Origin of the sequence: Hyphococcus sp., from assembly GCF_965267305.1 — a bacterium.
Lineage (GTDB): Bacteria > Pseudomonadota > Alphaproteobacteria > Caulobacterales > Parvularculaceae > Hyphococcus.
Window position 1 is genome coordinate 3,194,179 of the sequence record NZ_OZ253945.1, and the last position, 25,923, is coordinate 3,220,101.

The 25,923-nt window shown below is 60.3% G+C and carries 26 protein-coding genes, 1 tRNA gene and 1 riboswitch; of the genes, 16 read left to right on the top strand and 11 right to left on the bottom strand.

The genetic code is table 11. From position 1 onward, the window contains the following. Nucleotides 1-98: 98 nt before the first annotated feature. Nucleotides 99-923: a hypothetical protein gene (locus ACQY5P_RS15385; protein ID WP_428407752.1), complete on the top strand. Its 825-nt coding sequence runs from the start codon at nucleotides 99-101 to the stop codon at nucleotides 921-923. A gap of 102 nt (nucleotides 924-1,025) precedes the next feature. Then, complete coding sequence (locus ACQY5P_RS15390) at nucleotides 1,026-2,318, top strand: adenylosuccinate synthase (protein ID WP_428407753.1); 1,293 nt, start codon at nucleotides 1,026-1,028, stop codon at nucleotides 2,316-2,318. Between the two features lie 72 nt (nucleotides 2,319-2,390). Here the strand turns inward: ACQY5P_RS15390 and ACQY5P_RS15395 are convergent, their stop codons facing one another. Then, entirely contained in the window at nucleotides 2,391-3,560 is a 1,170-nt protein-coding gene (locus ACQY5P_RS15395; protein ID WP_428407754.1) for an FAD-dependent oxidoreductase, read from the bottom strand. Nucleotides 3,561-3,696: 136 nt separating this feature from the next. On the opposite strand from ACQY5P_RS15395, the gene ACQY5P_RS15400 reads away from it, so the two are divergent. The 5 genes from ACQY5P_RS15400 to ACQY5P_RS15420 all read left to right on the top strand — a co-directional run bounded on the left by ACQY5P_RS15400 (nucleotide 3,697) and on the right by ACQY5P_RS15420 (nucleotide 9,023). Next, nucleotides 3,697-4,155: a thioredoxin domain-containing protein gene (locus ACQY5P_RS15400; RefSeq protein ID WP_428407755.1), complete on the top strand. Its 459-nt coding sequence runs from the start codon at nucleotides 3,697-3,699 to the stop codon at nucleotides 4,153-4,155. Nucleotides 4,156-4,756: 601 nt separating this feature from the next. Then, entirely contained in the window at nucleotides 4,757-5,428 is a 672-nt protein-coding gene (locus ACQY5P_RS15405; protein WP_428407756.1) for a phosphodiester glycosidase family protein, read from the top strand. Beyond that, a complete protein-coding gene (locus ACQY5P_RS15410; protein WP_428407757.1) occupies nucleotides 5,421-6,158 on the top strand; it encodes a hypothetical protein in 738 nt (245 codons plus the stop codon). The genes ACQY5P_RS15405 and ACQY5P_RS15410 overlap by 8 nt, the downstream gene beginning before the upstream one ends. Before the next feature lie 62 nt (nucleotides 6,159-6,220). After that, nucleotides 6,221-6,345, top strand: a riboswitch (TPP riboswitch). Between the two features lie 50 nt (nucleotides 6,346-6,395). After that, complete coding sequence (thiC, locus tag ACQY5P_RS15415; protein WP_428407758.1) at nucleotides 6,396-8,291, top strand: phosphomethylpyrimidine synthase ThiC; 1,896 nt, start codon at nucleotides 6,396-6,398, stop codon at nucleotides 8,289-8,291. Nucleotides 8,292-8,309: 18 nt separating this feature from the next. Continuing rightward, the gene (locus ACQY5P_RS15420) at nucleotides 8,310-9,023 is read left to right on the top strand and encodes a hypothetical protein (RefSeq protein WP_428407759.1); all 714 of its coding nucleotides are present in this window, start codon (nucleotides 8,310-8,312) and stop codon (nucleotides 9,021-9,023) included. A gap of 889 nt (nucleotides 9,024-9,912) precedes the next feature. Here ACQY5P_RS15420 and ACQY5P_RS15425 read toward each other — a convergent pair. After that, a complete protein-coding gene (locus ACQY5P_RS15425) occupies nucleotides 9,913-10,683 on the bottom strand; it encodes a sulfite exporter TauE/SafE family protein (RefSeq protein ID WP_428407760.1) in 771 nt (256 codons plus the stop codon). Nucleotides 10,684-10,743: 60 nt separating this feature from the next. On the opposite strand from ACQY5P_RS15425, the gene ACQY5P_RS15430 reads away from it, so the two are divergent. Next, a complete protein-coding gene (locus ACQY5P_RS15430) occupies nucleotides 10,744-11,619 on the top strand; it encodes a c-type cytochrome (protein WP_428407761.1) in 876 nt (291 codons plus the stop codon). A gap of 155 nt (nucleotides 11,620-11,774) precedes the next feature. Continuing rightward, on the top strand, nucleotides 11,775-12,065 hold the full coding sequence (locus ACQY5P_RS15435; protein WP_428407762.1) for a hypothetical protein: 291 nt from the start codon (nucleotides 11,775-11,777) through the stop codon (nucleotides 12,063-12,065). A gap of 51 nt (nucleotides 12,066-12,116) precedes the next feature. Here the strand turns inward: ACQY5P_RS15435 and ACQY5P_RS15440 are convergent, their stop codons facing one another. Further along, complete coding sequence (locus ACQY5P_RS15440) at nucleotides 12,117-13,052, bottom strand: AEC family transporter (protein ID WP_428407763.1); 936 nt, start codon at nucleotides 13,050-13,052, stop codon at nucleotides 12,117-12,119. A 136-nt stretch (nucleotides 13,053-13,188) separates the two neighbouring features. Beyond that, the gene (locus tag ACQY5P_RS15445; RefSeq protein ID WP_428407764.1) at nucleotides 13,189-13,986 is read right to left on the bottom strand and encodes a class I SAM-dependent methyltransferase; all 798 of its coding nucleotides are present in this window, start codon (nucleotides 13,984-13,986) and stop codon (nucleotides 13,189-13,191) included. A gap of 52 nt (nucleotides 13,987-14,038) precedes the next feature. On the opposite strand from ACQY5P_RS15445, the gene ACQY5P_RS15450 reads away from it, so the two are divergent. Genes ACQY5P_RS15450 through ACQY5P_RS15460 form a run of 3 tightly spaced genes read left to right on the top strand, consistent with a single transcriptional unit; the run spans nucleotide 14,039 to nucleotide 16,691 of the window. Beyond that, nucleotides 14,039-14,896, top strand: coding sequence for a hypothetical protein (locus ACQY5P_RS15450; protein WP_428407765.1), 858 nt, complete (start codon nucleotides 14,039-14,041; stop codon nucleotides 14,894-14,896). A gap of 38 nt (nucleotides 14,897-14,934) precedes the next feature. Continuing rightward, nucleotides 14,935-16,101: an aminotransferase gene (locus tag ACQY5P_RS15455; RefSeq protein WP_428407766.1), complete on the top strand. Its 1,167-nt coding sequence runs from the start codon at nucleotides 14,935-14,937 to the stop codon at nucleotides 16,099-16,101. 11 nt (nucleotides 16,102-16,112) lie between these two features. Further along, on the top strand, nucleotides 16,113-16,691 hold the full coding sequence (locus tag ACQY5P_RS15460) for a thioredoxin family protein (RefSeq protein WP_428407767.1): 579 nt from the start codon (nucleotides 16,113-16,115) through the stop codon (nucleotides 16,689-16,691). On the opposite strand, the gene ACQY5P_RS15465 is transcribed toward ACQY5P_RS15460, so the two are convergent. Beyond that, complete coding sequence (locus ACQY5P_RS15465; RefSeq protein ID WP_428407768.1) at nucleotides 16,688-17,875, bottom strand: NAD-dependent epimerase/dehydratase family protein; 1,188 nt, start codon at nucleotides 17,873-17,875, stop codon at nucleotides 16,688-16,690. The two genes, ACQY5P_RS15460 and ACQY5P_RS15465, sit on opposite strands and share 4 nt — an antisense overlap. A 213-nt stretch (nucleotides 17,876-18,088) precedes the next feature. On the opposite strand from ACQY5P_RS15465, the gene ACQY5P_RS15470 reads away from it, so the two are divergent. Further along, nucleotides 18,089-18,787 (top strand): phosphoadenylyl-sulfate reductase, encoded by a 699-nt coding sequence (locus ACQY5P_RS15470; RefSeq protein WP_428407769.1) that lies wholly within the window; start codon nucleotides 18,089-18,091, stop codon nucleotides 18,785-18,787. A 2-nt stretch (nucleotides 18,788-18,789) separates the two neighbouring features. Here ACQY5P_RS15470 and rfbA read toward each other — a convergent pair whose 3' ends face one another. From rfbA to ACQY5P_RS15490, 4 genes are all read right to left on the bottom strand, one after another. After that, nucleotides 18,790-19,656, bottom strand: a complete 867-nt coding sequence (rfbA, locus tag ACQY5P_RS15475; RefSeq protein ID WP_428407770.1) for a glucose-1-phosphate thymidylyltransferase RfbA — start codon at nucleotides 19,654-19,656, stop codon at nucleotides 18,790-18,792. Then, nucleotides 19,653-20,519 (bottom strand): dTDP-4-dehydrorhamnose reductase, encoded by an 867-nt coding sequence (gene rfbD / locus ACQY5P_RS15480; RefSeq protein ID WP_428407771.1) that lies wholly within the window; start codon nucleotides 20,517-20,519, stop codon nucleotides 19,653-19,655. Before rfbD ends, rfbA begins: the two co-directional genes overlap by 4 nt. Before the next feature lie 18 nt (nucleotides 20,520-20,537). Further along, a complete protein-coding gene (gene rfbB, locus ACQY5P_RS15485) occupies nucleotides 20,538-21,593 on the bottom strand; it encodes a dTDP-glucose 4,6-dehydratase (RefSeq protein WP_428407772.1) in 1,056 nt (351 codons plus the stop codon). Nucleotides 21,594-21,801: 208 nt separating this feature from the next. Beyond that, the gene (locus ACQY5P_RS15490) at nucleotides 21,802-22,026 is read right to left on the bottom strand and encodes a hypothetical protein (RefSeq protein ID WP_428407773.1); all 225 of its coding nucleotides are present in this window, start codon (nucleotides 22,024-22,026) and stop codon (nucleotides 21,802-21,804) included. Nucleotides 22,027-22,280: 254 nt separating this feature from the next. Here ACQY5P_RS15490 and ACQY5P_RS15495 point away from each other — a divergent pair, with 254 nt between their 5' ends. Then, nucleotides 22,281-22,598: a hypothetical protein gene (locus ACQY5P_RS15495; RefSeq protein ID WP_428407774.1), complete on the top strand. Its 318-nt coding sequence runs from the start codon at nucleotides 22,281-22,283 to the stop codon at nucleotides 22,596-22,598. A 76-nt stretch (nucleotides 22,599-22,674) separates the two neighbouring features. On the opposite strand, the gene ACQY5P_RS15500 is transcribed toward ACQY5P_RS15495, so the two are convergent. After that, a tRNA-Val gene (locus tag ACQY5P_RS15500) sits at nucleotides 22,675-22,749 on the bottom strand. 84 nt (nucleotides 22,750-22,833) lie between these two features. Next, the gene (gene cpdR, locus ACQY5P_RS15505; protein WP_428407775.1) at nucleotides 22,834-23,193 is read right to left on the bottom strand and encodes a cell cycle two-component system response regulator CpdR; all 360 of its coding nucleotides are present in this window, start codon (nucleotides 23,191-23,193) and stop codon (nucleotides 22,834-22,836) included. 211 nt (nucleotides 23,194-23,404) lie between these two features. Between cpdR and ACQY5P_RS15510 the strand changes: the two genes are divergently transcribed. Further along, nucleotides 23,405-24,310 (top strand): N-formylglutamate amidohydrolase, encoded by a 906-nt coding sequence (locus ACQY5P_RS15510; RefSeq protein ID WP_428407776.1) that lies wholly within the window; start codon nucleotides 23,405-23,407, stop codon nucleotides 24,308-24,310. A 373-nt stretch (nucleotides 24,311-24,683) separates the two neighbouring features. Continuing rightward, nucleotides 24,684-25,892 carry a glycosyltransferase family 4 protein gene (locus tag ACQY5P_RS15515; RefSeq protein WP_428407777.1) on the top strand — a complete coding sequence of 403 codons (1,209 nt, stop codon included), beginning with the start codon at nucleotides 24,684-24,686 and terminating at the stop codon, nucleotides 25,890-25,892. Nucleotides 25,893-25,923 lie beyond the last annotated feature (31 nt).

The window sequence follows — 25,923 nt, forward strand, 5'->3', positions numbered from 1 at the left end:
CAGGCGCGCGCTGAAATGTGATCGGCGCGCGCCAAACCGAGCTTGCCGAAGCCTTTTCCCGGGCGTATCTCGCCGTTCGCGAAACGGAGAGAGAACCCATGAACACTACAATAATGACGGCCGTTGCAGCGGCTGCGATTCTGATCGCCCTTCCGTCCAGCGCCGCCGAGTTGCGGCCGGATCAAAAAGAAGCCGTCGAAAAAATGCTGGCGCAACTGGAGCCGTCCATGCGCGAGCCTATGCGCGCGCAGATCGAACAATCCGTCGCCATGCTGAATAAAGAGCAGGTGGCGATGCTTGTCGCCAGCATGGAAGACGCCGATAACGGCGCGCAGGAAATGACCGACGAGAGCGTCGAAGAAGAAGCGCCCGCCGCGTCGCCGGAAGACCTCGCTTACAACAAGAAACAATATGAGCCGGTGATCCGCGCCAACTGGCAGGCGCAGAAATCCTTCGATGCTTTCGTCGATGGCGAACTCGCGGCGAAATGTCCGTCCCGGGATCAATACGCCGTCTTCGGCTCGGGCTATCGCTACGAGCTGCGCCAATTGGCGCCGAACTGGCCGCGCGCGTCCGATAATGTGGACGCCGATGTCGCCATCCTCAGCGGCTCTTATGCGCCGCAGGACGGGCGCTATCAGTTCGACTTCTCCAAAGTGAGAACCAGCTACGACAAGGCGAAGGTTTCCGCGGCGGTGGCCAGCGCTTGCGCGCAATGGACGAAAGAAGCCGCGGCGTTTCACGCCAAAGCCAAGCCGCTTCAGGCGGCCGAGGATTTCAACGGCCTTCACGCGCTGGAACAGTCTTCGCACGCCAAAGTGGAGCCCATCGAAGCGGCGTTGAACGAGGTTCTTGAGGCCCAGGCGCCGGCGGGCGATTACGCCCTTTACACGGCCCTCCAGAACGGCCAGCGGATCAACTGAAGGCGGTCTTCCCGCTGCTTTTCCCGAAGCCGCTCGCCCGCGTTGACGGGCGGCCCGAAAGCCCTATGGTGCGCCCGCAATAATCCGAATTTGGAGGCCTTTATGGCAGATGTGGCGGTCGTCGGCGCGCAATGGGGCGACGAGGGCAAGGGCAAGATTGTGGACTGGCTGTCGGCCCGGGCCGATGTGGTGGTTCGCTTTCAGGGCGGCCATAACGCCGGCCACACGCTGGTCATCGACGGCGCCGTTTACAAGCTGTCGCTGCTGCCGTCCGGCGTCGTGCGCAAGGGCTGCATCGGCGTCATCGGCGCCGGCGTCGTCGTCGATCCTTTCGCGTTGCTCGCCGAGATCGGCCGCATCAAGGAGCAGGGCGTCGAGGTGACGCCGGACAATCTGATGATCGCGGAAAACGCGACGCTCATTCTCCCCGTGCATCAGGAGCTCGACGCCATGCGCGAGAGTTCCGCGTCGGGCGTCAAGATCGGCACCACGAAACGGGGCATCGGTCCCGCTTACGAAGACAAGGCTGGGCGCCGGGGCCTGCGCGTCATCGATCTGGCCCATACGGACTCGCTGAAGGAAAAAGTCGAAAACCTGCTCGTCCATCACAACGCGCTGCGCCGCGGTTTCGGCGAGGCGGAGATCGATGCGGACGCGCTGGTGGCGCAGTTGAAAGAGATCGCGCCCAAGGTGACGCCCTTCATCAAACCGGTCTGGCGCGAGCTCGATATCGCGCACAAGGAGGGCAAGCGCATCCTCTTTGAAGGCGCGCAAGGGATGCTCCTCGACGTCGATCACGGCACTTACCCCTACGTCACCTCGTCAAACACCGTGGCGGGCCAGGCGGCGACGGGCTCCGGCATGGGGCCGCGCTCGGTCCATTACGTTCTCGGCATCGTCAAGGCCTACACGACCCGCGTCGGCGAAGGCCCGTTCCCGACCGAGCTCACCGACGCCGTCGGCAAGCGCCTTGGCGAGCGCGGCCGCGAATTCGGCACGGTGACAGGGCGACAAAGACGCTGCGGCTGGTTCGACGCCTGCCTTGTGCGCCAGTCTCTGAAAATCGCGGGCGTCGACGGCATTGCGTTGACCAAACTCGACGTGCTCGACGGACTCGACGAACTGAAAGTCTGCGTCGGCTACAAGATCGGCGGCAAGGAATTCGATTATTTGCCCGCGGGCATGGACGCGCAGGCGGGCGCCGAGCCAGTCTATGAGGTCATGGAAGGCTGGTCGGGTTCGACGGAGCGCGCGCGGTCATGGGCGGACCTTCCGGCGGAAGCGGTGAAATATGTCCGCCGCATCGAGGAGCTTATCGAAACGCCGGTGGCGCTTGTCTCAACCAGCCCGGAGCGCGACGATGTCATCCTGATGAAAGATCCGTTTCAGGACTAAATGGGGTTGGGGCCCCATTTAGTGATGGGGTTGATTGGGCGGGGGACCCAATCAACGGCCTTGTTTAAATAATCAGGCCTTCTTGTTTTTCGTATGCTCCGCGATCCTTTGCGCGATCATGGCGTGACCGCTGAGCATGCGCAGGCGTTCCGTTTCATCGGGCTCCAGCGACCACTGCCCGTGCTCCACCGTGCCGCCGAGCAGGATCGCGCCTTTGCGCGGGAACATATAAAGAAGGCCGTTTTCCGCTGAAAAATTCACATAGCCGTAATCTACTTCCGGCTGCGGCAACAGCATGGTCAGTTGCCCGCGCGCTGGACCCAATGTCTCGTCGCCGAAAAGTTCACGGGCGCCAAGCCCGGTGCAGTTGAAAATGAGTTTTTCCTTGAGATCGAAAATATCGTCGGCGGTTTTGAAACTTTTCTGAACGATGCGGCCGCCCGCGTTTTCGACGTCTCGCATCAGCGCGCGCAGATAAATGTCGGGATCGATCATCAGCGCGTGATGACGCTCCACATAACCATAACCGAAATAGCGCTCGGGATCGGTTTCGACAGCGAGCCCGGCGTAAAGGTCATCGCCTTCGAAATAGGGCGTGCGCTCTCTCAGGGGCGGCTTCTCGCGCAGGCCGAGATAGCGCATGTAGTAGACGCCGTATCGAGGATCGTTGGCGAGATGCTGGAACGCGCGCTGGGCGATGCGCGCCGCACGCAGGAACTGCGTGACGAATTCATCACTGATCGCCTCGCGGCCGTCATAGAGCGTTGTCGGGTGCCAGTAAGCGCCGGCGATATTGGAAGTTGTGTAAGGCGGCAGCGCCGCGCCGTAGACGCTCACCTCATAACCGCGGCGCAGAAGCAGAAGCGCCGTCGTCAGGCCGTTCACTCCGGACCCAATCACCGCCGCGCGGCGGTCGTCGATCTTTTCTGCAAGCTCCACGGAAAGCTGCGCGCAACCCCAGGACAAGGTGACGCCGCAGCCGCCATGACCGTAATTGTGGATGACATCGCGGCGGCCGAATTTTTCATGCTCCAGCCGGAAGCCATTGCTGCGATAGGGGCGCAGGCCCACCACCGTCCGGATCTCCCGCGAGGGCTGGGAGAGGACCGGCGCATAAGGCGCGTCGAAGGGCTTCGCGCTGTCGTCGGCGGCGCGAGCGGCCATAGGCAGAGTGCTGAGGGGCAGGGCTGCCGCGGCCGGAGAAAGCGCGGCGGCGGTGAGCAATTGTCGTCTTTGCAGCATGAGCAGAAATCCCTTGGTTTCGCTTTACTCCATCTTTCCGGCGGCCGCGCTCATGCGCAACCTCCCGTTTTCGTGTGCGCGCCCTCTCTGGCGCGGCGACGTCGCGCTGGGTAGAATGATCCCAAAAGGATTATCCATGAAGCGGGTCAAAACTTTCATTTTTCCGGCCGTTCTGGTTCTGGGGCTGGCGGTCTTCGCTCTCACCGGGCGCAACGCCGCGAGCGGCGCCGATTACATGCTCGACCGCGAACCGGAAGTAATCGCTGCGACGTTTTCCTCGGCCTGGTGTTCGTCCTGCAAAATTCTTGAACCGCGCCTCGCGGCGGTGATGCCGGACTTTGCGGATCAGCCGGTGAAGTTTGTGGAGCTCGATTTCACTTTCGGACAAGGCGCGGCCGTTGAAGAGAAGGCGCGCGCCGAAGGGCTCGCGGAGATTTATCCGCGCTTCAAAGGCGCCACCGGTTTCACGCTGCTCGTCGATCGCGACACCGGCGAGATCATCGATAGCCTCACTGTCGATTACGATAAAAACGCCATGCGGGCCGCGATTGCGCGGGCTATCGCCATGGCCGGGCGCGGTGACACGGCAGAATAAATCTCTATACAGAATAATAGAATTGAAGCCGGTTTTGTCATGCGAAACCGGGGCGGGACAGTCCGTGGCGAGTTGTAACTTTCGCCGATTTTGCTTGCCTTTCCGGCGCTTTTGAGCCACGATTATTTTCGTTCCGAGGGGCGTCCCGCCTGTCGCCAATGGGCGACGGCTAGTGCGACGCGCAACTCATTGATCCGCTTTTCGGATCGGGAGCAATGTGCGCCAGGTTAGCTTGGGCAATGGGACTGAGATGAACCCTATGAACCTGATCCGGGTCATGCCGGCGCAGGGACGGAGCCGCAAAAGGGCTTTGCTCTTTAGGGAGCAGGGTCCAATGCCGATTTCCTCATCGCTGGATCCTGAAGCTTAAGCGGCGATGGGGAGACCGGACATGTTTCGAAGCGTTTCTATCGTTGGTTTTGGCTCCCGCATCGCGCTGCGGTTGCGGAATTTTGTGTTGAGTCCAAGAGCGGCTGTTTTCAGCGCCTTCTTTGCGGCTTTTTCTCTTATTCCTGCCGCGTCTTTGCATGCCGAGCCCTCCCTGTCCGGCCTTGCGCAGGAAAGTCCGTCAGAGGCCAATAAGGCGCGCCCCGGCGGCTGCGTGACGGAGCGTTACCAGGAAATCGATCTCGTCGTCTGTCGCTTCGATCCAAGCGAAAGCGATGTTCGCCTGTTTCTAACTAACGCAGACGGCGAACCTTACGGTCATTTCAACTGGATCAATGATGCGCTGACACAAAAGGGGGAGCGCCTCGTCTTCGCCATGAACGCCGGCATGTATCACGAGGACCGCGCGCCGGTGGGATTGTATGTCGAAGCAGGTGAGGAATTTGCGTCGCTCAACGATAATGACGGGCCCGGCAATTTCCATCTGAAACCGAACGGCGTGTTCTATGTGACGGCGGACGGCGCCGCGGGCGTCGCCGAAACAGGCGCATTCAAAGAAACAGGGCTGGAAGCGACATACGCCACCCAGTCGGGTCCGATGCTGGTCATCGATGGCGTCATCCATCCGCGCTTTCTTCCCGATTCGGACTCATTGAAACGCCGCAACGGCGTCGGCGTGACGGAGGACGGCGACGTCATCTTTGTCCTCGCTGACACTCCCGTCCGGTTTTACGACTTTGCGTCTTATTTTCGCGACGTGTTGAAAACGCCGAACGCGCTTTATCTTGACGGAACCATCTCACGTCTCTACGCGCCGGAGCTTGAGCGCAACGATCCGGGCGCCGCCATGGGGCCGATTGTCGGCGTGGTGGAGAGACATGACTGAAGTTGTCATAGGAACGCGGTTTTGCGGGCCCCGGACATCCGGCAATGGCGGCTATTGCGCCGGGCTCTTCGCGCAGATGGTCGACGGTACCGCTGCGGTGATGCTGAAAGCCCCGCCGCCCCTCGATACGCCGATCGCGCTGCGCGAGGGCGAGTGCGGGTTTGAAGCGGTCGCCGGCGAAACCCTGATCGCGAATATCGAACCGGCATCGGTGAAGGTTTCGCCGCCGCCGATCCCTGACGACGCCGCCGTCGCGCGCGGTCATGACGATTTCCTGAAAGCCGAGGGCGGTCATCAGATCATTCCCTATTGCTTCGTATGCGGAAAGGAGCGCGCGCCCGGCGACGGCCTCCGGATTTTTTCAGGGCCTTGTCCCGATAGCCCCGTTAATGCCGATTTCTGGACGCCTGCGAAAGATCTCGCCGGGGAGGACGGTCTCGTGCGGCCGGAGTTCCTGTGGGCGGCGCTCGACTGCCCTACGGCCTATGCCCTGCGCGTTGGCGACACGATGACGCTGCTCGGCCGCATGGCGGCGGAGATCATCCGGCGCCCGAAGCCCGGCGAACGCCTCATCGCCGCCGCGTGGCGCGAGGGCCAGGACGGCCGCAAGCATTTCTCGGACTCGGTTCTCCTCGACGAGAACCGCGAGATTATCGCCGCCGCCAACACCCTCTGGGTCGAACTCAACGACCCGGCGTTGATCGCAAAGCTGCGGGCGGAAAACGCGTAAAACCGCCCGGTTTCCGGCTCCGGTCTTCCTTGAAGCGCCTCCGCCGATTTGCTAGGGATACGCCACCTTCCGAGGGGCGCCGGCGTCACCGGCTGAGACCTTGTTCTGTCCGCCAGGACAACTTCACAGGGGCACCCTTTGAACCTGATCGGTTAAGACCGGCGTAGGGACGGAGCCAGTATTCTCTCCTTTTCAACGCGCGGAATCCCGGTCGCCACAGACAAGCGAGAGGCCGCGATGAACAAGCATATAGATCAATCCGAATTCAAAACGCCGGAAGTGACCACCGGGCCGCTGCCGTCATCGCGCAAGACCTATGTGGCGGGCGACATTCACAAAGACATCCGCGTGCCGGTGCGCGAGATCGATCTTCACCCGAGCGCGGGCGAACCGCCCGTGCCGGTCTATGACACCTCCGGTCCTTACACTGACCCCAACGTGACGATTGATGTTGAAAAGGGTCTTGCGCGCACGCGCACGGCCTGGATCAAAGAGCGCGGACATGTAGAGGAATATGACGGCCGCGAGGTGAAGCCGGAGGATAATGGCGGCGCGAAGGGCAAACATCTCGCCCGCGAATTCCCGGTCAAAAACCGTCCCTTGCGCGGGACCGGAACCGGCCCCGTCACGCAATATGAATTCGCGAAAGCGGGCATCATCACGAAGGAGATGGAGTTCGTCGCGATCCGCGAAAATCTCGGCCGCAAGCAAATGCTCGACGGCGCGGAAGAGCGCGTCGCGCAGGGCGAAAGTTTCGGCGCCGAGATCCCGCCTTTCATCACGCCGGAATTCGTGCGCTCCGAAATCGCCCGCGGGCGCGCCATCATCCCCTCCAACATCAATCACCCGGAACTGGAGCCGCAGATCATCGGCCGCAATTTCCTGGTCAAGATCAACGCCAATATCGGCAACTCCGCCGTGGCGTCGTCGGTCGAGGAGGAAGTCGACAAGATGGTCTGGGCGACGCGCTGGGGCGCGGACAATGTCATGGACCTGTCGACGGGCCGCAACATTCACAACACCCGCGAATGGATCATCCGCAATTCGCCGGTCCCTATCGGCACCGTGCCGATCTATCAGGCGCTGGAGAAGGTGAACGGCGTCGCCGAGGACTTAACGTGGGAGGTCTATCGCGACACGCTGATCGAGCAATGCGAACAGGGCGTCGACTATTTCACCATCCACGCCGGCGTGCGCCTGCCCTTCATTCACTTAACGGCCGACCGGGTGACGGGGATCGTCTCGCGCGGCGGGTCGATCATGGCGAAATGGTGCCTCGCCCATCACCGAGAGTCGTTCCTCTATACGAATTTCGAGGAAATCTGCGAGATCATGCGCAAATATGACGTGTCGTTCTCGCTGGGCGACGGCTTGCGTCCCGGCTCCATCGCGGACGCGAATGACCGCGCGCAGTTTGCGGAGCTTGAAACCCTCGGTGAACTGACGAAAATCGCCTGGGACCATGGCTGCCAGGTGATGATCGAGGGGCCGGGTCACGTCCCCATGCACAAGATCAAAGTGAACATGGACAAACAGCTCAAAGCCTGCGGCGAGGCGCCGTTCTATACGCTCGGGCCGCTGACCACTGACATCGCGCCCGGCTATGACCACATCACGAGCGGCATCGGCGCGGCGATGATCGGCTGGTTCGGCACGGCGATGCTTTGCTATGTGACGCCGAAGGAGCATCTCGGCCTCCCCGACCGCGACGACGTGAAGGTCGGCGTCGTCACCTACAAACTCGCGGCGCACGCCGCCGACCTCGCCAAGGGCCACCCGGCGGCGCAGGTGCGGGACGACGCGCTGTCGCGCGCGCGCTTTGAATTCCGCTGGGAGGATCAGTTCAACCTGTCGCTCGATCCGGAGACCGCGCGCGACTTCCACGACCAGACATTGCCCAAGGAAGCGCACAAGGTCGCCCATTTCTGCTCCATGTGCGGGCCGAAATTCTGTTCCATGAAGATCACGGCCGAGGTCCGCGACTACGCCGCGGGCATGAGCGACAATGAGAAAAAAGACCTCGAAAAGCTGAGCCAGGAAGGCATGAAGGAAATGTCGGAGAAATACCGCGAAATGGGGTCGGAGCTTTATCTTGAGGAGCAAGCGGTCAAGAAGGCGAATGAGGGGTTGTGATGATTCTGGAATGTTTGCGTGATGCAGCCTAACTGGCTTCCAAAGTCGTTATCTTTGATTCTTGAGTGGGCACATCAAGAACAAACAATTGTCGCGGCTGTTATTGCCCTTGTCGGAGCGCTCCTAACCGTTCGAGCGATTCGGAGGCAAATCACCACGCAACAAGCACAATGGAATGACGAAAAGTTACGCAGTCTTAGGGCCCAGAGGGCTAGGTTGGTGTTCGCTCTGAGTGAATTCGTAGACTACAACAAAAGTTACTATGTTGTGTGTAAGCAGGTTTTTGAAGGCTACGAGTTAATCCGAAACGGAGAGATAGACGTTCCGGAACTTCCGCCAATGCCGGAAGCGGCTTTGGAGATCGCGTTTTCCGTACTTTCGCAAACGTTACCAGACGATGTTGCGTCAACACTGGAACGAACAACGAATGCCCTTCAGACTTATCACTCCCGACTGAGTGATGGGTTGTCGCTACTTCGCGCTAAGAATAAGTTTAACGGGTTGAGTGATAAGGCTGCCTTCGCAAAGCGTACTCAAGAGTGCTTATATTTTGAAAATCTGGTAGGTTCCCTTTTTGATTTTGCACGAAAAGAAACTGAAGGAGCGAGCGAATTTCCGTGTGTGGAACATGCCATAAAGCAACTAGCATTTAAGAATATGGACGATGAATATCGCGAGTGGGTGTCGGAATGCATCAGGCAGCTCTGGGAACATAATGAGTTTAGGGCGTAAGTGCCCGTACTAGGTCAGCGAGGAGGGCAGGTTACGCTGCGCTAACCCGCCCTACGGAGAACCTCTCCTCCCCGTCATCCCGGACGCGCTTCAACGCGAAGTGTTGCTGCGCAGATCCGGGATCGCCCTCGACCAGGCGCACCCCTGACAGCGATCCCGTGTCTGCAGCGCGTCATTTCATGCCGCGCAGCGCACGGGATGACGGTGGGGCGGGTTTTAAATCAGAATCTACAGAAGACGGCGGATTGGGTGCGCCTCCACCTCCCCCTTGAGGGGAGGTCAAAACGGCGAAGCCGTTTTGGGTGGGGGTATCTGAGCAAGGCATCGGCCCCGCTTATCCTGAGAATTCATGACCCCCTCCCGAAATCAAAGATTTCGACATCAAACGAGGCCCCAACCCCGTTTGATCCTCAAGGGGGAGGTGGGCGTTGCGCATATGGCGGATGCATCAGGGACGCAGGGGGCGGCGGCAAGTATAAGGCCATTCCGGACCCCGTGGATAATTTTTCACCAGTTTTTTTCCTGCCGTATACTGCCCCGCAGTCCGGACATTGAGAGGCGGTGAGGCCTGCCGTTCCCATTGCTTAAACGGGGCCCCAACCCCGTTTAAGGGATCGCGGCGCGCAGGGCGCGAGGGTTGCGAAACGGAAACTCCTCGCGCGCTGGCCGGTCGCAGAGGCCGGGCTTTCTGGCGGCATTTCAACTCTGGCGCGTAAAAACCGTCAGGGGTCGCCATTACGGCCGGTCCCGCCGATGCCGAAGAACGCTGCAAATGCGGGGCGTGATGCGCCCTTATGCTTCTAAGTGCGATGGACGTTTCACGCCCCGCGCCTCTCTATTCCTTGCGTTCGGCTCTCCCGGGAGCGCGGCGGGCAGTAGCTATGGATGGTCACCCGATATTCGTCGCAAGGATGACGACGCCGAGCACCAGGCATAATCCGTAGACGGCCTTTGACAGCATGGCAGGGGAGAGGCGCGTGGCGATGCGCCGGCCGATGAAGCTCGCGACGACGGCGCCGGGGAGGGCGTAGAGGAAAAGCGTCAGCACCTCGCGGCTCCAGAAGCCGGCGACCGCGTGGCCGGTCGCGATCATCACCGAGACGGGGAAGAAGAACGCCTGCGTCACGCCGAGATAGCGGGCAGGAGACCAGCGGCGCATGGCGCCGTAGAAAATCACCGGCGGGCCCGGAATGTTGTAGGCCCCGCCGAGGACGCCGCCGGCGAAGCCGGCCGCATAGCGCCAGCGCCGGTCTTTCAGCTCGCCGGTCGGAGGGCGCAGCAGCGAGAAAAGCGCGAAGGCGATGATGATGATCCCGAGCGCGATGAGGAGCGGCTCCTTCGGCGCGCTGGCGAGGAGATAGACCCCCAGCGGCACGCCGACAGCCGCCGCAATGATGAGCCCGGCCACCTCGCCGAAATGGATGTCCTTCCAGTTCTGGCCGGCGATGACGGCGCTGAGGACGACGCCGGTGAGCGCAACCAATGCTGCGGCGGAGGGCGCGTCCATGGAGAGCGCGAGCAGCGGCATGGCGACGAGCGCGAAGCCGAAACCGACGATCCCCTGCAACAGGGCGGCGAGAAACATGATGAGAAGGATCCAGTGCATGGAAAGCGGTGTAGCCTGTTCGGCGCGCGGATACAGCCCGGCGCGTGCAGGCACAGCATTCCCCTTGCGCCGTGTTCGGGTTAGGCTGGTTTCGCAATCGGGGGGAGACCGGCCTTGCGCATACTGATCATCATCGCCGCGGCGATTATCGCGGCGCCGCTCACCGGGTTCGGCGGCGTCTATCTGTTGAGCGAGGCGAAGTTCCGCGACGTGACATACGATCCGGCGTTCGATGCGCCGATCCCGACCGACGAAGCCTCCATCGAACACGGGCGCCATGTGGCGCGCACGCGCGGCTGTTTCGGCTGTCACGGCCAACAGCTTCAGGGCAAGGATTTCGGCGAGCAATGGGACTGGCCGGAGCGCGCCGTCGCGCCGAACCTGGCGCTCTATGCGCGCGAACATGACGACGCGACGCTCGAAGCCGCAATCCGCCAGGGCGTCGGCGCAAACGGCAAGGCGCTCACCTCCATGGTGTCTTACAATTTCGCGCGGATGAGCGACGAGGATGTCGCGGCGCTGATTGCGTTTTTACGCTCGGCGCCGGTTGTGGAAATCGACCTGCCGAAACCGAAACTCGGCTGGGGCGTGCGCTGGAGTTTTATCACCGGCGAGGAAAAGCACATGGCGGAATGGGCGGATGCGGTTCCGCCCTTGCGCGTCCACGCCGAAACGGAGCCCCAGCGCGCCCATGGCGAATATCTCGCCATGACCATGTGCAACGAGTGTCACGGGCTCGACCTGCGCGGCGCAACCTTGTGGGATGCGGTGACGCCGGACCTGATCGTCGTCTCCGCCTATTCGCGCGAGGAGTTCGAAAAACTGATCACCACCGGCGTCGCCATGGGCGGGCGTGAACTCGGCTTGATGCGGCTGGTGGCGCCCGACCGGTTTCCCGAGTTGTCTGAGGAAGAAATCGACGCGCTCTATCTCTATCTCACCTCGCTCGTCGAGGAGACCCCCGCCGAGGGGGTCTTCTGGCGGCCCTGACGGCCGGACCCGAGTGACTGCATTGGAGAAGGGTCAAGGGGCTTCCGGCGACCCATGGTGCTAAAGGGTTACATTCTATACATTTTTTTCCGCAGGCGAACTCCTCCGCATAAATACTGTTAGAGTGGCGAAGTTCAGACAGAAGGGGAACTTTTATGAAGATGAGAACGCTTTTGACCGGCGCCGTATTCGCCATCGCTGCGACGGGCCTTGTCGCCTGCGGCGATAAATCGGCTGAGGACCAAATGGAAGACACCGCCGACGACATCGAGGATGCGGCCGATGACGCCGCAGACGATGTCGAAGATGCGGTCGACGATACAGGCGATGCGATGGAAGAGGCCGCCGATGACGCCGGCGACGCCATGGACGAAGCGGCTGATGATATGGAAGACGCCGCCGAAGACATGGAAGATGAAATGGAAGACGAAGACCCGCAGAACTGACGCTTCGGTTTTGTGTGGTTAGAGCCGGCGCCTTCGGGCGCCGGTTTTCTTTTACGCGCCCACGAGCCACATGACGAACGGAACGGTCACGGCGGAAAGGATGACGCCGAGCGCGATGGCGCCCGAGACAGCGGCGACGCTGGCGTTGAACTTCACGGCGAAGAGATAGGGGTTCATCCCCGTCGGCAGCGCCGCGAAGATCGTCACCAGCGCAGTCTCCCGCGGCGGCAGGCGGAAGACGAAGCTTGCCAGCGCCCAGGCGATGAAAGGAAAGAGCGCCATTTTCAGAGCCATGATCGCGGCGACGCCCTGCAGATTGCCGCGCAAGGGATAGGCCGCAACGGCGAGCCCCAGGGCGAAAAGCCCCGTCGGGATCGCCGCGTCGCCGCCGAGATCGATAATGCGCTGGCCTGGTCCCGGTATGGTCAAGCCGCTCCAGTTCCACAACGCGCCGGCGGCGAGCGCCAGCACCACAGGATTTTTAAAGAGGGAGATAAGAACGCCGCGCGTCACTTTGAGAAGATCGACGCCGCGTTCGCGATTGGCGAGCTCCGCCCAGAGCGTGCCGAGGAACCAGTGGCTCGCCGCATGAACGGCGATGATCAGCGCCGCGATGATGAGGCCTTCCTCGCCAAAGGACAAATAGGCGATGGAAAGTCCCATCATGCCGAGATTGCCGAAGGTCGAGGCGAAGGCCGCCGCCGATCCGCCCCCGTCGCCGAGCCCCTTCACGCGGTTGACGCCGAAGAGAACGATCAGCCAGATCAGTCCCGCGGCGGCGTAGTAGGCGCTCCACACCCCGGTCGCCGATTGGGTGATGTCCACCGACTGCATGGTGCGGAAGAGCAGCGCCGGCACGCAGAAATAAAGCACGAAATCATTGAGGCCCTTCGCGCCTTCGCGGCCGATGAGACCGGTCTTCGCGGCGGCGTAACCGCAGGCGATGATGAAAAAGACTGGTGCGACGACGGAAAGGATGGCGGCCATGAAAGCTCCCTGTCAGGGAGAGCGATGTCATTATTGCTCACCATTGTCGAGCGCTTGGAAGCGGAGAAGGCCTCTTTCCGCCGGAAAGGAGCTTGCGTTATGGCGCCGCCAATCGGCTGCAACTATGGAAGAGTGTTTAAAGCGGCCGGCGAAGAACTATGACCGGGCAAAGTTCAGCCAGCGGATAGCCTTCGCTTTCGACAAACGCCGCGTCTCCAAAGTTTTGCTGCGCATAAGTCAACATGTGCTTGCGGGTTGGAAAACCGACCTCGAAGCCGGATCCTTTCAGCGTGTCGAAACGGGCGATGTCATGGGGCTCCCATCCGGTTTTTTGCGAGAGAAGGTCGCGATCCGGAAAAAGCTCGTTGAAAATATCGAGAATTTTCTCCAGCGGCACTGAATAGTGCGGAAACTGATGAGCGATCGCCATGGCGATACGAAAACGAAGAGCTGTGGAATTCAGGTCCGGGCAGTCGAGATAGCCCCTAGCGATTTCGCTAACACTCAGCGGCGTTTCGGGCGCACAAAAAGCGCGAATGACTGCGACGCCGTCTCTGGCGAGAACGCGGCTCATTTCAGGGAACAAGTCAGGCAGGTTGGCGCCGACGGAATTGGCTGAACCATCACCGATGATCGACGAAAATTCGCCCATCCCAAAAGGCAAATTCAGCCAGTCTCCATACATCGCCGTACAGCGTGCGCTGTTTTTCGGCCAATGCTGGTTGATCATCTGGGGCGTTCTGTCGACCGCCGTTAACCGTGTTCCCAGTTCAGCATAATCAGGGGTGACCCCCAGCATCAGGACATTTCGTTCATGGCCGTCGATAAGGCCGCGGAGTTTCTCGACATCAAGCGGTGTGGGACGCATGGGCGAGCCCATGCGTGCATAGTGTTTGGCGTGGAAATTCCATTCACTGGTCATGACGCCGTTCAATCTATAAGACTATGAGCTAAATCTTTGGGCTTGAGGCAAGAAGGGCGCCAGTGTGGCGAGCATCGTCGTCTATACAAATCCCATGGACAAGCTGTTCATCTGGCGAGCCGGCTGGCCGCCGGTTGTACATGGCTATCTTCTGTGCGGCGCATTGCGGGCAATGGCGTTGCGCGGACACCGTTACCGCGTGATGAAAGAGCCTCGGCCCGTGCGCGCTGATCTGGCGATTATGCATACGGACAGCACATTTGTCGACAAGGAGTATCTCGCTCTAGCAGATGCTTTTCCGCGCACCATCAATTTCGGCGCAGCGGATATTTCCAAGCGCAATGTCAGCAGATCTCTTCTCGCGAAAGATACGTCATGGCCCGGACAGGTGATCGTGAAGTCCGACCTGAATTATGGAGGCTTGGTTGAAGTCCGGCGCAACAGGGAAGCGCAGCGCCGCGGCTTGCCGGAACCTTATCCCGGCGCGAAGGAAAAGCTGGTTTACGACATTTACGACAACCCGCAGGCCGTGCCGCCGGAAGTATGGGATGATCCTGATCTCGTGGTTGAGAAATTCATGCCGGAGAAGGGCCCGGACGGCTATGCCATGCGCACCTGGCTTTTTCTAGGCGACGAAGGCGGCTGTGTCCGCCATGTGTCGGCCCAGCCCGTCATTAAATCCCATGGCGTGATCCGTTCGGAAAGGGTGGACGTTCCCGAGGAGATGTATGCCGAACGCGAGAGGCTGGGCGTTCAATATGGAAAGTTCGATTTTGTGCTTAACGAGGGCAAACCGGTCCTGTTGGACGCCAACAAAACCCCCGGCGCGCCGGATATGCCGCGCGACATGCGCCATCGCATCGCCAACCGTCTCGCGAACGGGATGGAAAGTTTGTTGAGGGCCGGGGGCGGAAAGCATTGATTCATGGCGCCGCCGTCAGCATCTGATAATCTTCTTCGATGACCCGTTCCTTGAACCCAGTTTATTCCGGCCGTCCGCAGTCGATTTTTCCCACCATGTCGCGGCTTGCGCGCGAACATGGCGCCATCAATCTCGGTCAGGGTTTTCCCGATGAGGACGGGCCGAAAGAAATTCTTGAGATTGCAGCGAAAGCGTTGATCGAGGGGCCGAACCAGTACGCGCCGGTGGAAGGTCTGCCGGAGCTTCGTTATGCGGTAGCGAAAGCCAACAAGCGGTTTTACGGCCTCGACATCGATCCAGAACGGGAAGTCCAGATCGTTTCCGGCGCCACCGAGGGGCTGGCCGCAGCATTCCAGGGCTACCTCGAACCCGGCGATGAGGTCGTGCTGCTGGCGCCCTTTTATGAAAGCTATGCGCCGCAGACCGAAGCCGCGCGCGCGCGCATCCGGTTCGTGGATCTCGTTCCGCCGGAATGGCGCCTCGATGCGGCTGCGCTCGAAGCGGCGATCACGGCGAAAACCAAACTCATCGTCATCAACACGCCGCACAATCCGCTCGGCAAGGTGATGAGCCGGCAAGAGCTTGAGATTGTCGCCGATGCGGCGCGTCGCCACGATCTTATTGTCGTCTGCGATGAGGTTTATGAGCATCTGGTTTTCGATAGACGCCCGCATATCCCGTTGATGACCTTGCCCGGCATGAAGGAGCGCACAATCCGCATCGGCTCAGCGGGAAAGACCTTTTCCGTCACCGGATTTCGGATTGGCTATGTCACAGGGCCGGCGCCGCTGATCACCGGACTGATGAAAGCGCATCAGCACCTTTCCTATACGTCGCCGGGACCTCTGCAGAAAGCGGTGGCGGCGGGACTGGCGCTGGGCGACGATTATTATGAGCGCTTCACAGCAACCATGCAGGCGAAGCGCGATCTGCTGGCGGGCGGATTGAAAAAGGCCGGGTTTGAAGTTTTGCCCTGCGAGGGGACCTATTTCCTAACCATCGATATCCGCTCCGTTGGGCATGAGGACGACGCCGCCTTCTGCCGGGAGATCACCGAAAAGGCGAAAGTCGCCGCGGTGCCGATTTCCGCTTTCTACCATCCCTCGCAGGCAAACGCGCCGCGCAATTATGCGCGCTTTTGCTTCTGCAAGCGGCCTGAGATATTGGAGGAAGCCTCGGCGCGTCTCGCGCGCTATTTCGCTTAAGGAAGCGCGTCATGAGAAACAGCTTTTTCGCCGTCTTTGTCGTTTCGCTCTTGTCAGCCGGTTGCGTGAAAGCCGTCACGACAACAGTCGGCGCCGCCGCGGGTGTGACGACAGCTGCGGTGAAAACCACGGCCGGTGTTTCCGGCGATGCTGTGGAGGCGGCGTTTGAGCCTCGCGATCATGACGACGATCCGCGGCCTTTCGATGATGCGCGCAACGCCATGGCCGATGTCAACGCGGCGCTTGATAGAGCCCAGTTAAACGGCAAAAACGTTCTCCTCGTTCTTGGCGGCAACTGGTGTCACGATAGTCGAGGCCTGGCGGCGAAATTCGAACGCGAGGAACTCGCGGGTGTCATTGATGACGGCTATGAGGTTGTCTGGGTCGATGTGGGCCGCCGGGATCGCAATCTCGATGTTGCGCAACGCTTCGGGGTTGATGATCTATACGGCACGCCCACTGTGCTCGTGCTTTCGCCGGAAGGGGAACTTTTAAACCGCGACAGCGTCCATGACTGGCGCACGGCCGATTCAAAACCTTATGACGAAACGCTCCGCTATTTCGAGCGTTTCGCCGGGAATGGGTTTTAAGTTTTAGATTTCGCCTGCTGTTCCGTGGTCCAATAAGAAACGCACGGAATTTTGGTCTTGTCGCAGCGGTGGGCGTATTTCCGCGCGATGTCGGTCACTTCTTCCAGAAGGCCTTCCTCGAGGGTGATGGGGTCCAGCCCCAGGCCCAGAAGCCGCTGGTTTTCGACATTGAGGTCGTTTTCGGCGTCTTCTTTGCGGGGATTGTTTACATATTCGATGGCCGCGCCCGTCTTGTCGGCGATGAGTTTCGCAAGATCGCGGACCCGGTGGGTTTCGGTCATCTGATTCAAGATGCGCACGCGTTCTCCGTGCTGGGGCGGGTTTTCAATCGCGAGCTCGATGCACTTCACCGTATCCTGGATATGAATGAAGGCGCGTGTCTGGCCGCCGGTGCCGTGAACAGTCATGGGGAACCCGACCGCCGCTTGCATCAGGAAGCGATTCAGGACGGTGCCGTAATCGCCGTCATAATCGAAGCGGTTGATGAGGCGCTCGTCTTTTTTGGTTTCTTCGGTCTGCGTGCCCCAGACGATGCCCTGATGAAGGTCCGTGATCTTCAGCCCGTCATTCTTGTTGTAGAAAGCGAAGAGCAATTGGTCCTGCGTCTTCGTCATGTGATAGATCGAGCCCGGGTTTGCGGGATAGAGAATCTCCTGGCGGATTTCCTGGCCGTCGTCGGTTTCGATCTTCACCGGCAGATAGCCTTCGGGAATTTTCATGCCCGCCGTGCCGTAGCCGTAAACGCCCATGGTGCCGAGATGGACGAGATGGGCGTCGACGCCCGATTCCACAATCGCGGCGAGCACATTGTTGGTGGCGTTGAGATTGTTATCCACCGTATAGCGCTTGTGATAGGAGGATTTCATGGAATACGGCGCGGCGCGCTGCTCCGCGAAATGTACGATCGCGTCCGGTTCGAAATCCTTGATGAGGTTCATCAGCCGCGCATAGTTTTTCGCCGCGTCGATATTCTCGAACATGATGCGCCGGCCCGAGACTTCCTCCCACGCCTTCAGGCGGGTCGAGACCGGCTGGATCGGGGTAAGGGATTCGACTTCCAGTTCGATGTCGATCTTGCGGCGTGAAAGATTGTCCACAATGACAACATCATGCCCCACATTTGACAGATGCAGCGCCGTTGGCCAGCCGCAAAACCCGTCTCCCCCAATCACCAGGATCTTCATATCGCCTTCCATTTCCTGAATGGTTTCAGTCTCCGCAATGCGTCGCCATTGCGGGAGGTGAAGCCGTCTTAGAGCCCCGGAGGCGCACAATGCAACCCCTTCCGGTTTTGCGGATCAGGCCAAGGAACGATTGACGCCACGCATGCCCCCCCGCTAGCCTTTTTTTTGCAGGCGCGAGCAGCCGGACCGGGTCCGGCGGTCAAGGAAACATGGATGTTGGCGGCGGCGGACAAAGCGAAGGCCTTAAGCGCGCGCTATAAAGGCCTGGGGGCGGCGGCGATCATCGATCATGCCGTCCATGAGGCGTTCCCCGCACGGATCGCCTTCGTCTCGTCTTTCGGGGCCGAATCCGCGGTGCTCCTGCATCTGATGGCCTCGGTCGATCCCTCCGTGCCGGTCCTCTTTCTCGACACCAATAAACTCTTCGGGGAAACCCTGCGTTATCGCTCCCGGCTTCAGCATTTTCTTGGGCTTGAGGATGTCCGCGTGATCGGGCCGCGCAAAGCCGATCTGGAGCGAGAAGACCCGCAAGGCACGCTTTCCATGCGCGACCCGGACGAATGCTGCCGTCTACGGAAAACGGAGCCTTTGGGCCGGGCGCTGAAAGGCTTTGGCTGTTGGGCGACAGGCCGCAAGCGCCACCAGACGGCGTTTCGCAGCGAGATGGACGTGGTCGAGCATGACGGCGAGACCTTTAAACTCAACCCGATCGCCGGCTGGTCGCGCGGGGATGTGGCCGACTATTTCTCCGCCCACAAACTCCCGGAGCATCCGCTTGTACGGCAGGGGTATTTTTCCATCGGCTGCATGCCATGCACGTCGAAGGTCGAGGATGAAGAGGATGCGCGCGCCGGCCGCTGGGCGGGCCAGGCGAAAACCGAATGCGGCATTCACACGGTCAAGAAAGACTAGATTTACTCGCTTGCAAGCCGCAGGAGATATTGCCCGTACTGATTTTTCTTCAGCGGCTCGGCGAGCGCTTTCAATTGTGCGCGGTCGATGAAGCCGGAGCGGTAGGCGATCTCTTCCGGGCAGGAGACCTTTAGACCCTGCCGTGTCTCGATCGTCTGGACGAAATGCGCGGCTTCCAGAAGCGATTCATGCGTCCCCGTGTCGAGCCAGGCGAAACCGCGGCCCAGCATCTGCGCGCGAAGACATCCGTCCTTCATATACATTTCGTTGAGCGTGGTGATTTCAAGCTCGCCGCGCGCTGACGGTTTCACCTCTTTGGCGCGCGCGACGACGGTCTCATCGTAGAAATAAAGACCGGTCGCGGCGAAGTTGGATTTCGGTTTCGCCGGTTTTTCCTCGATGGAAATGACGTCGCCTTCCTTGTTGAACTCGACAACCCCATAACGCTCGGGGTCCGTCACCTGATAAGCGAAAATCACTGCGCCATTGTCGAGCGAGGCAGCCTCGCGAAGCTGTTTGGTGAGGCCCTGTCCGTAAAAGATATTGTCGCCGAGAACGAGAGCGCATTTATCGCCCGCAATGAACTCTTCGCCGATGATGAACGCCTGCGCGAGGCCGTCCGGCGACGGCTGCACCGCATAGCTGATCTTGATCCCCCATTCGGAACCGTCGCCGAGGAGGCGCTCGAAGGAGGCGCTGTCGTCCGGCGTCGTAATGACCAGAATGTCGCGAATCCCGGCGAGCATGAGAACGCTCAACGGATAATAGATCATCGGCTTGTCGTAGACAGGCGTCAGCTGTTTCGAGACGCCGCGGGTGACCGGGTAAAGCCGCGTGCCCGAACCGCCGGCGAGAATGATCCCCTTCATGAAGCTTGTCCTTCTTGTTTCAATGCCGCGATGACGCGGCGCAGTCCCTCGCGCCAGTCCGGCTGACCGATTCCGAAATCGCGCTCGATCTTGGCGCAATCGAGCATGGTGTTGCGCGGACGCCTGGCGGGGGTCGGATAGTCTTCGGTTCTAATGGGCGAAACCTTTACGGGCGCTTCAGCGATCTCGAAAATCTTCGTGGCGAAATCGGCCCAGCTCACCGCCGGCGCGCCCTGGAAGTGATAGATCCCGGCGCCCGGCGCGCCGCGATGTTTCTTGCCGGCGATGGCGAGGATCGCCCGTGCGATGTCGGCGGCGTCCGTCGGCCCGCCGATCTGGTCGGCGACGATGGTCAGTTCATCCCGTTCTTTGGCGAGGCGCAGCATGGTTTTGACGAAATTCGCGCCATATTGGGAGAACACCCAGGATGTGCGTAAAATGACGGCGTCCGGATTGGCTTTCAGAACTGCGCGCTCTCCCTCATGTTTCGTCCGGCCGTAAACATTCAGCGGATTGACCGCCGCGTTTTCGTCGAGCCGGCCTTCGGCGGTTCCGTCGAAGACATAGTCGGTGGAAATGTGGATGAAGGGAATGCCGGCCTCAGCCGCCGCAATCGCCATCTCCTCCGGCGCCGCGCAATTAAGGCGCGAGGCCGCATCCTCTTCGGTTTCGGCCTTGTCTACGGCGGTGTAGGCGGCGGCGTTGACGATGACATCCGGCTGATGCGCGCCGATAGCGTCCTGCGCCGCGCCGGCTTGCATTAAATCGGCCTCATCGTGGCCAAGCGCAACAACGCTCTCGCCGGCGAGGTCTTTCAGCGCTTTCGCGACCTGTCCGTTTTTGCCGAAAACCAGCATGCGCATGGTGGCGCTCTCCGCTTCTTAGGCGCTTTGTTTGAGGCCTTGACGCTTGGCGGTGTCGAAGCCGCGCTGTCGGATCTTTTCCCACCAGTCGCGATTGTCGAGATACCATTTCACCGTATCGCGCATGCCATCCTCGATCGTATGCGCCGGCGTCCAGCCGAGCTCACGCTCGATCTTTTCGCAATTGATGGCGTAGCGGTGATCGTGGCCTGGGCGGTCGGCGACGAATTTGATCAGCCCTGTATGGGGCGCATGTTTCGCATCTTTCAACTCTTCATCGAGCACTTTGCAGATCATGTGCACGAGATCGAGATTGGTGCGCTCTGCGCGCCCGCCTACATTGTAGGTCTCGCCAGGCTTGCCGTCGCGCGCCACGAGCAGCAGCGCGTCCGCGTGATCCTCAACATGCAGCCAGTCGCGGATGTTGTCGCCCTTGCCGTAGATCGGAATGGTTTTGCCTTCGAGGGCGTTGATGATCACGACGGGGATCAGCTTTTCGGGAAACTGGTAAGGCCCGTAATTGTTAGAGCAATTAGTCACGATCACCGGAAGATCGAAGGTTTCCCGCCAGGCGCGCGCCAGCATGTCGGACGATGCTTTCGCGGCGGAGTAGGGCGAGTTAGGCTGATAGGGCGAGGTTTCCGTGAATTCGCCGGTGGGTCCCAGCGATCCGAACACTTCATCCGTTGAAATATGGTGGAAACGGAAATCCTTCGGCGCGTCGCCTTTGGCGACATAGCCGCGCGCGGCTTCGAGCAGCGAATAGGTTCCGATGATGTTGGTCTGGATGAAGGCGCCGGGCCCGTCGATGGACCGGTCAACATGGGTCTCGGCGGCGAGGTTCATCACCGCATCCGGTTTGAATTGGTTCATGAGGCGCGACATCGTCTCGAAATCGCAAATATCCTCCTGCGCGAATTGATAGCGCGGGTTGTCGGCGACCATGGCCACATTGTCGGGGTTCGCGGCGTAGGTGAGCTTGTCCACATTGAGGACATCGTCGCCCCGTTCAATCGCGCGCCGGACCACAGCCGATCCGATAAAGCCGGCGCCGCCGGTAACCATAAGCCTCATCTGTCTCTCCTTGCCGCCGTAACCGGGCCGTCTTGAGCCGGGGAATGTGCGCAACGCAGCAAGAATTGCGCCGCTGGCATTCCCGTCATGGGTGTCTAACACGGCTCAGCGCGGTTTGAAGCAAGGAGAGACGAAAATCAGCGGCAAACGGGCGGAAAGGGCCGGGAAATTTTCCGTCCATTAAGGTAAACCCCGGCGGAACGCCGCTTTATTTGGATGTCATGGTGATCTGCACTCGATTGCGGCTGTTCCTGTCCATGTCCGCCTTGGTGATGATCGTCATTGTCGATGCATTATAGAGCGTGACCGGGTGCATGATGATGGGTCCGTGTTTGGGTGCCGCTTTTGTCTGCTCTGGTTGCTGTTTGGCCGGGGCCGCGGCTGCGCCCGTTGAGGCGAGCGCCAGCGCCCCTGCGATAAGGGCGAATTTCATATATGACTGTCCTTAAAGGGAAAGCGGCCGGACGGCCGCGCCGCCCTTTTGTTGTTGCGCGCTGAAGATGAGCTTCTCGCGTAAGGCGCGCAATGGGCGCTGTAAATCAAGTTTTGTTACAATCGGGATCCAAAAAAGGACCCATACGGATGAACAAAACTTCATCCGGAAACAGTCTTGAAAACGCAATCGGCGGGAGGAATTTCATTATACAGCCAGGCTGATACAGCGCTGGCGCTAAAGGATTTGATCCTATGACCTCCCGATATCAAACGCTGGCGCTCATTGCGGTCATTCTGATCGTTGCTATGGCTATCGCGTTCAGCTCCGCGGTGACCGGGGATCCATCGGTTGACCGGCGCCCTGTTGCAAACGCAGGCAACGCGGTCGAAGAACCGCCGCTCGTTGACGAACGCGCCATGACAGAGCCGCTATCCGGAGCGCCGCGTGCAGACGCGGCGGCAACGCCCGGCGAAAAAGACGATCCCGATGAGCTGAGACGGCAGGCTTCCGGCGATGCAAACGCCGATCCTCACCAGCCGGAAACAGGGCCGGAACAAAACGGTCTTTAGGCGTCAGGGTGTCATGGAGCTTGGAAATCACCATTGCCGGAGGCGATTGCATGGCAATTCGCTTTAAGGCTGATGATGGTGGGCGCACGTGGTTTCGAACCACGGACCTCTACCATGTCAAGGTAGCGCTCTACCCCTGAGCTATGCGCCCGAGGCGGGGGAGGCCCCCGCGTCGAAGGGGTCGCTCTCTAACGGGAAATTCCGGGCCGCGCAAGACTGCGACCGTCCTTAAAAGTCAGGCCGCGACGACCCGCTCGACTTCGTGCACGAGGTCCTTGAGGTGGAAGGGCTTGGAGAGAACTTTGGCGTCCTCAGGGGCCTGATTGGCGGCGTTGAGCGCCACGGCGGCGAAGCCCGTGATAAACATAATCTTCATTTCCGGATCGATTTCGGTCGCCCGGCGGGCGAGCTCGATGCCATCCATCACCGGCATGACGATGTCGGTGAGCAGAAGGTCGAATTCGCGCAGCTGCAACTCGGTCAACGCCTCATCCCCCTGCGAGGCGTCGATCACCGTATGCCCAGCCCGCTCCAGCGCCTTTTTCAGGAACCGCCGCATGGAGTCGTCATCTTCCGCCAGTAGAATCGCCGCCATTTACGCTAACCCTTAATGTTTCGACCCTTAGGGGTGTCAGTGTCCTATATGGGGATCGCGGCCAGGCCCGATCCGGTGCTCGGCTCCGAATTCTGCAAAAACCGCTCCGTTGAAGCGGGCATTAACAATATGGCCTTAACGAATCCTGCAACTTCACGCTAACATGCCGAAAGTCGTTTTGAATTCAAGTCTGAGGGAGCCTGCCGCCGCAATGACGCAGGACATGGATAAAGAAGGCCGGTTTCAGGCGCGGCGGGCGGTCGAGGTGCTGGCCCCGGCGGCGCTTCAGTCGCCGCTGATCTTCGCGTCCCCGCATTCCGGCCGGGATTATCCGGGCGAGCTGCTGCGCAACTCGCGGCTCGACCGGCACTCCTTGCGCCAGTCTGAAGACAGCTATGTGGACCTCCTTTTTGACGAGGCGCCGCATTTCGGCGCGCCTCTGCTCCGGGCGCTGTTCCCCCGGGCCTATGTGGATGTGAACCGTTCCCGGGACGAGATCGACCCGCGCATGTTCGCAGATGACGTTCCCAAGACCGCCGACAGCCGGTCGAGCCGGGTGATCGCCGGGCTCGGGGTGATCCCGCGGATCGTCGCCGACGGCCAGGATATTTACGGGCGCAAGCTTTACTATCTCGACGCCAGAGGGCGGCTCGCCGCCTGTTACGATCCCTATCACCGCACGCTGCGCGAGCTGATCGATCAGGCGCGGGCGCGGTTCGGTTGCGCCATCCTGATCGACTGCCATTCCATGCCGTCCGCCGGGGGTGCGCCCTTCCGGGCGGGCGAGCCGCGCATCGATTTCGTTCTGGGCGACCGTTTCGGGTCTTCCTGCGCCCCGTCGATCATCCGGTTTGTGGAGGATGTTCTCACCGGCATGGGATATCAGACAGCGCGTAATGCGCCTTACGCCGGGGGCTATGTGGCGTCTTCCTATGGCCGGCCCAGAAACGGCGTTCACGCCCTTCAGATCGAGATTAACCGGTCGCTTTATCTTGATGAGCGCCGGATTGCTCGCACCGACGGGTTCGAGCCCCTGCGCCGGAACATGATCTCCCTGATGGAGCGTCTCACTGCGTTTGACGCCGACGATCTGCGCTTGCCCCAGGCGGCGGAATAGCCCAAAATCAATGTCTTGGCGGCTGAAAAGAAAAAAGGCCGCGGCAGAGCCGCGGCCAAAGTCGTTAGGGAGGAAACGCCCAAGAACTGGGCAGCAGCGCCAAAGCACTGCAAAACCATTTATAACACCAACAATTATTGCGATGCAACAAAAATTTTTGCGACGCAGCATTCTATTTAGGAAAATCGGCTGAACTCAGAAGGAAAATCAAGCGCTTAAGCCAATTTTTCCACAGCCTGCGAATGCTCATAGGGCAAGAGCGGCCAAATCCAGCTCCCTGAAGGCGCCTAAGATTGTCAAATTGGCTCCGGCGCCGTACCCCACGCGCTCTCCTTAACGATGTTATTCGCCGCCTTCAGACAGGTGCCCCCGCATGAGCGACAGCCAGCCCCCGCAGCCCCAGAAGCAGCCTCAGCCCCAAGCTGAACCCATCGAAAAGAAAAAAAGCGCCCTGCGCCGTCTCGGCTCCGGGGTCGGCCGGCTGACCAGGGCCAAAAAGATGTTCGACATGCCCAAGGGCGAGCAGGGGCTGAAAATCGTCATCGCCACCGACGCCTGGAAGCCGCAGCTTAACGGCGTCGTCCGGACGCTCGATACCCTGGGACGAATTCTCACCGATTTCGGCAATGAAGTTCTCTACATCACGCCCAACGAATTCAGATCCGTGCCCTTGCCGTCCTACCCTGAGATCCGGCTGTCGCTGATGCCGAACCGCAAGGTCGCGAAGATGATTAACGACTTTCAGCCGGACGCCATTCACATCGCCACCGAAGGACCCATCGGCCGCGCCGCGCGCCGCTTCTGCAAGCGCCGGGGCTATCCGTTCACGACAAGCTTTCACACGCGCTTCGCCGAATACGCCAATGAACGCTGGAAAGTGCCCACCAGCTGGGGCTACGGCATCCTGAAGGATTTTCACAAGGACGGCGAAACCATGATGGTGGCGACGCCGGGCCTGATCACCGAGCTGAAAGAGCGCGGCTTTACAAATATGAAGCTGTGGGCGCGCGGCGTTGATCTCGAGCAGTTCGTTCCCGGCGACCGCTCCCTGCTCGACAAGCATGAACGTCCGGTGTTCCTCTATGTGGGCCGGCTTGCGGTTGAGAAAAGCATCGAGGATTTCCTCGAAGCCGATCTGCCCGGCACGAAAGTCATAGTGGGCGACGGGCCGCAGCGCGAAGAACTTGAAGCAAAATACAAGGACGCCGTTTTCACCGGCCCGAAATATGGCGATGAGCTGACGCGCTATTATCAGGCCTCGGATGTTTTCGTGTTTCCATCGCGCACCGATACGTTCGGCCTCGTTAATGTCGAGGCGCTCGCCTGCGGCGTGCCGGTCGCGGCCTATCCTGTGCGCGGGCCGCTCGAAATTCTCGACGGCGCGCCGGCGGGCTGCGGCGCCATGGATGAAGATTTAACCAAGGCGTGCTTGACCGCCTACGAGAACCGCGACCCGCAAGCCTGCCGCGCCTGGGCGGAGAATTTCTCCTGGGAGGCGGCCTCGCGCCAGTTCATCGCCAATCTCGAAACGCCCGGTTTCGATGAAAATTTCTGGCTTCGCTCGGCGAAAATGATCGACTGACCGCGCCGTCAGCCCTGCTGATCTGTGCCAG

Excerpts from the sequence above, each read along its gene's own strand:
- rfbB (WP_428407772.1), bottom strand. The coding sequence starts at position 21,593 with ATGAGGCTTATGGTTACCGGCGGCGCCGGCTTTATCGGATCGGCTGTG.
- ACQY5P_RS15465 (WP_428407768.1), bottom strand. The coding sequence starts at position 17,875 with ATGAAGATCCTGGTGATTGGGGGAGACGGGTTTTGCGGCTGGCCAACG.
- ACQY5P_RS15515 (WP_428407777.1), top strand. The coding sequence starts at position 24,684 with ATGAGCGACAGCCAGCCCCCGCAGCCCCAGAAGCAGCCTCAGCCCCAA.
- ACQY5P_RS15400 (WP_428407755.1), top strand. The coding sequence starts at position 3,697 with ATGAAGCGGGTCAAAACTTTCATTTTTCCGGCCGTTCTGGTTCTGGGG.
- ACQY5P_RS15490 (WP_428407773.1), bottom strand. The coding sequence starts at position 22,026 with ATGAAATTCGCCCTTATCGCAGGGGCGCTGGCGCTCGCCTCAACGGGC.
- rfbA (WP_428407770.1), bottom strand. The coding sequence starts at position 19,656 with ATGAAGGGGATCATTCTCGCCGGCGGTTCGGGCACGCGGCTTTACCCG.
- ACQY5P_RS15385 (WP_428407752.1), top strand. The coding sequence starts at position 99 with ATGAACACTACAATAATGACGGCCGTTGCAGCGGCTGCGATTCTGATC.
- ACQY5P_RS15410 (WP_428407757.1), top strand. The coding sequence starts at position 5,421 with ATGACTGAAGTTGTCATAGGAACGCGGTTTTGCGGGCCCCGGACATCC.
- ACQY5P_RS15470 (WP_428407769.1), top strand. The coding sequence starts at position 18,089 with ATGTTGGCGGCGGCGGACAAAGCGAAGGCCTTAAGCGCGCGCTATAAA.
- ACQY5P_RS15495 (WP_428407774.1), top strand. The coding sequence starts at position 22,281 with ATGACCTCCCGATATCAAACGCTGGCGCTCATTGCGGTCATTCTGATC.
- ACQY5P_RS15435 (WP_428407762.1), top strand. The coding sequence starts at position 11,775 with ATGAAGATGAGAACGCTTTTGACCGGCGCCGTATTCGCCATCGCTGCG.
- cpdR (WP_428407775.1), bottom strand. The coding sequence starts at position 23,193 with ATGGCGGCGATTCTACTGGCGGAAGATGACGACTCCATGCGGCGGTTC.
- rfbD (WP_428407771.1), bottom strand. The coding sequence starts at position 20,519 with ATGCGCATGCTGGTTTTCGGCAAAAACGGACAGGTCGCGAAAGCGCTG.
- thiC (WP_428407758.1), top strand. The coding sequence starts at position 6,396 with ATGAACAAGCATATAGATCAATCCGAATTCAAAACGCCGGAAGTGACC.
- ACQY5P_RS15460 (WP_428407767.1), top strand. The coding sequence starts at position 16,113 with ATGAGAAACAGCTTTTTCGCCGTCTTTGTCGTTTCGCTCTTGTCAGCC.
- ACQY5P_RS15440 (WP_428407763.1), bottom strand. The coding sequence starts at position 13,052 with ATGGCCGCCATCCTTTCCGTCGTCGCACCAGTCTTTTTCATCATCGCC.
- ACQY5P_RS15455 (WP_428407766.1), top strand. The coding sequence starts at position 14,935 with ATGACCCGTTCCTTGAACCCAGTTTATTCCGGCCGTCCGCAGTCGATT.
- ACQY5P_RS15390 (WP_428407753.1), top strand. The coding sequence starts at position 1,026 with ATGGCAGATGTGGCGGTCGTCGGCGCGCAATGGGGCGACGAGGGCAAG.
- ACQY5P_RS15510 (WP_428407776.1), top strand. The coding sequence starts at position 23,405 with ATGACGCAGGACATGGATAAAGAAGGCCGGTTTCAGGCGCGGCGGGCG.
- ACQY5P_RS15395 (WP_428407754.1), bottom strand. The coding sequence starts at position 3,560 with ATGCTGCAAAGACGACAATTGCTCACCGCCGCCGCGCTTTCTCCGGCC.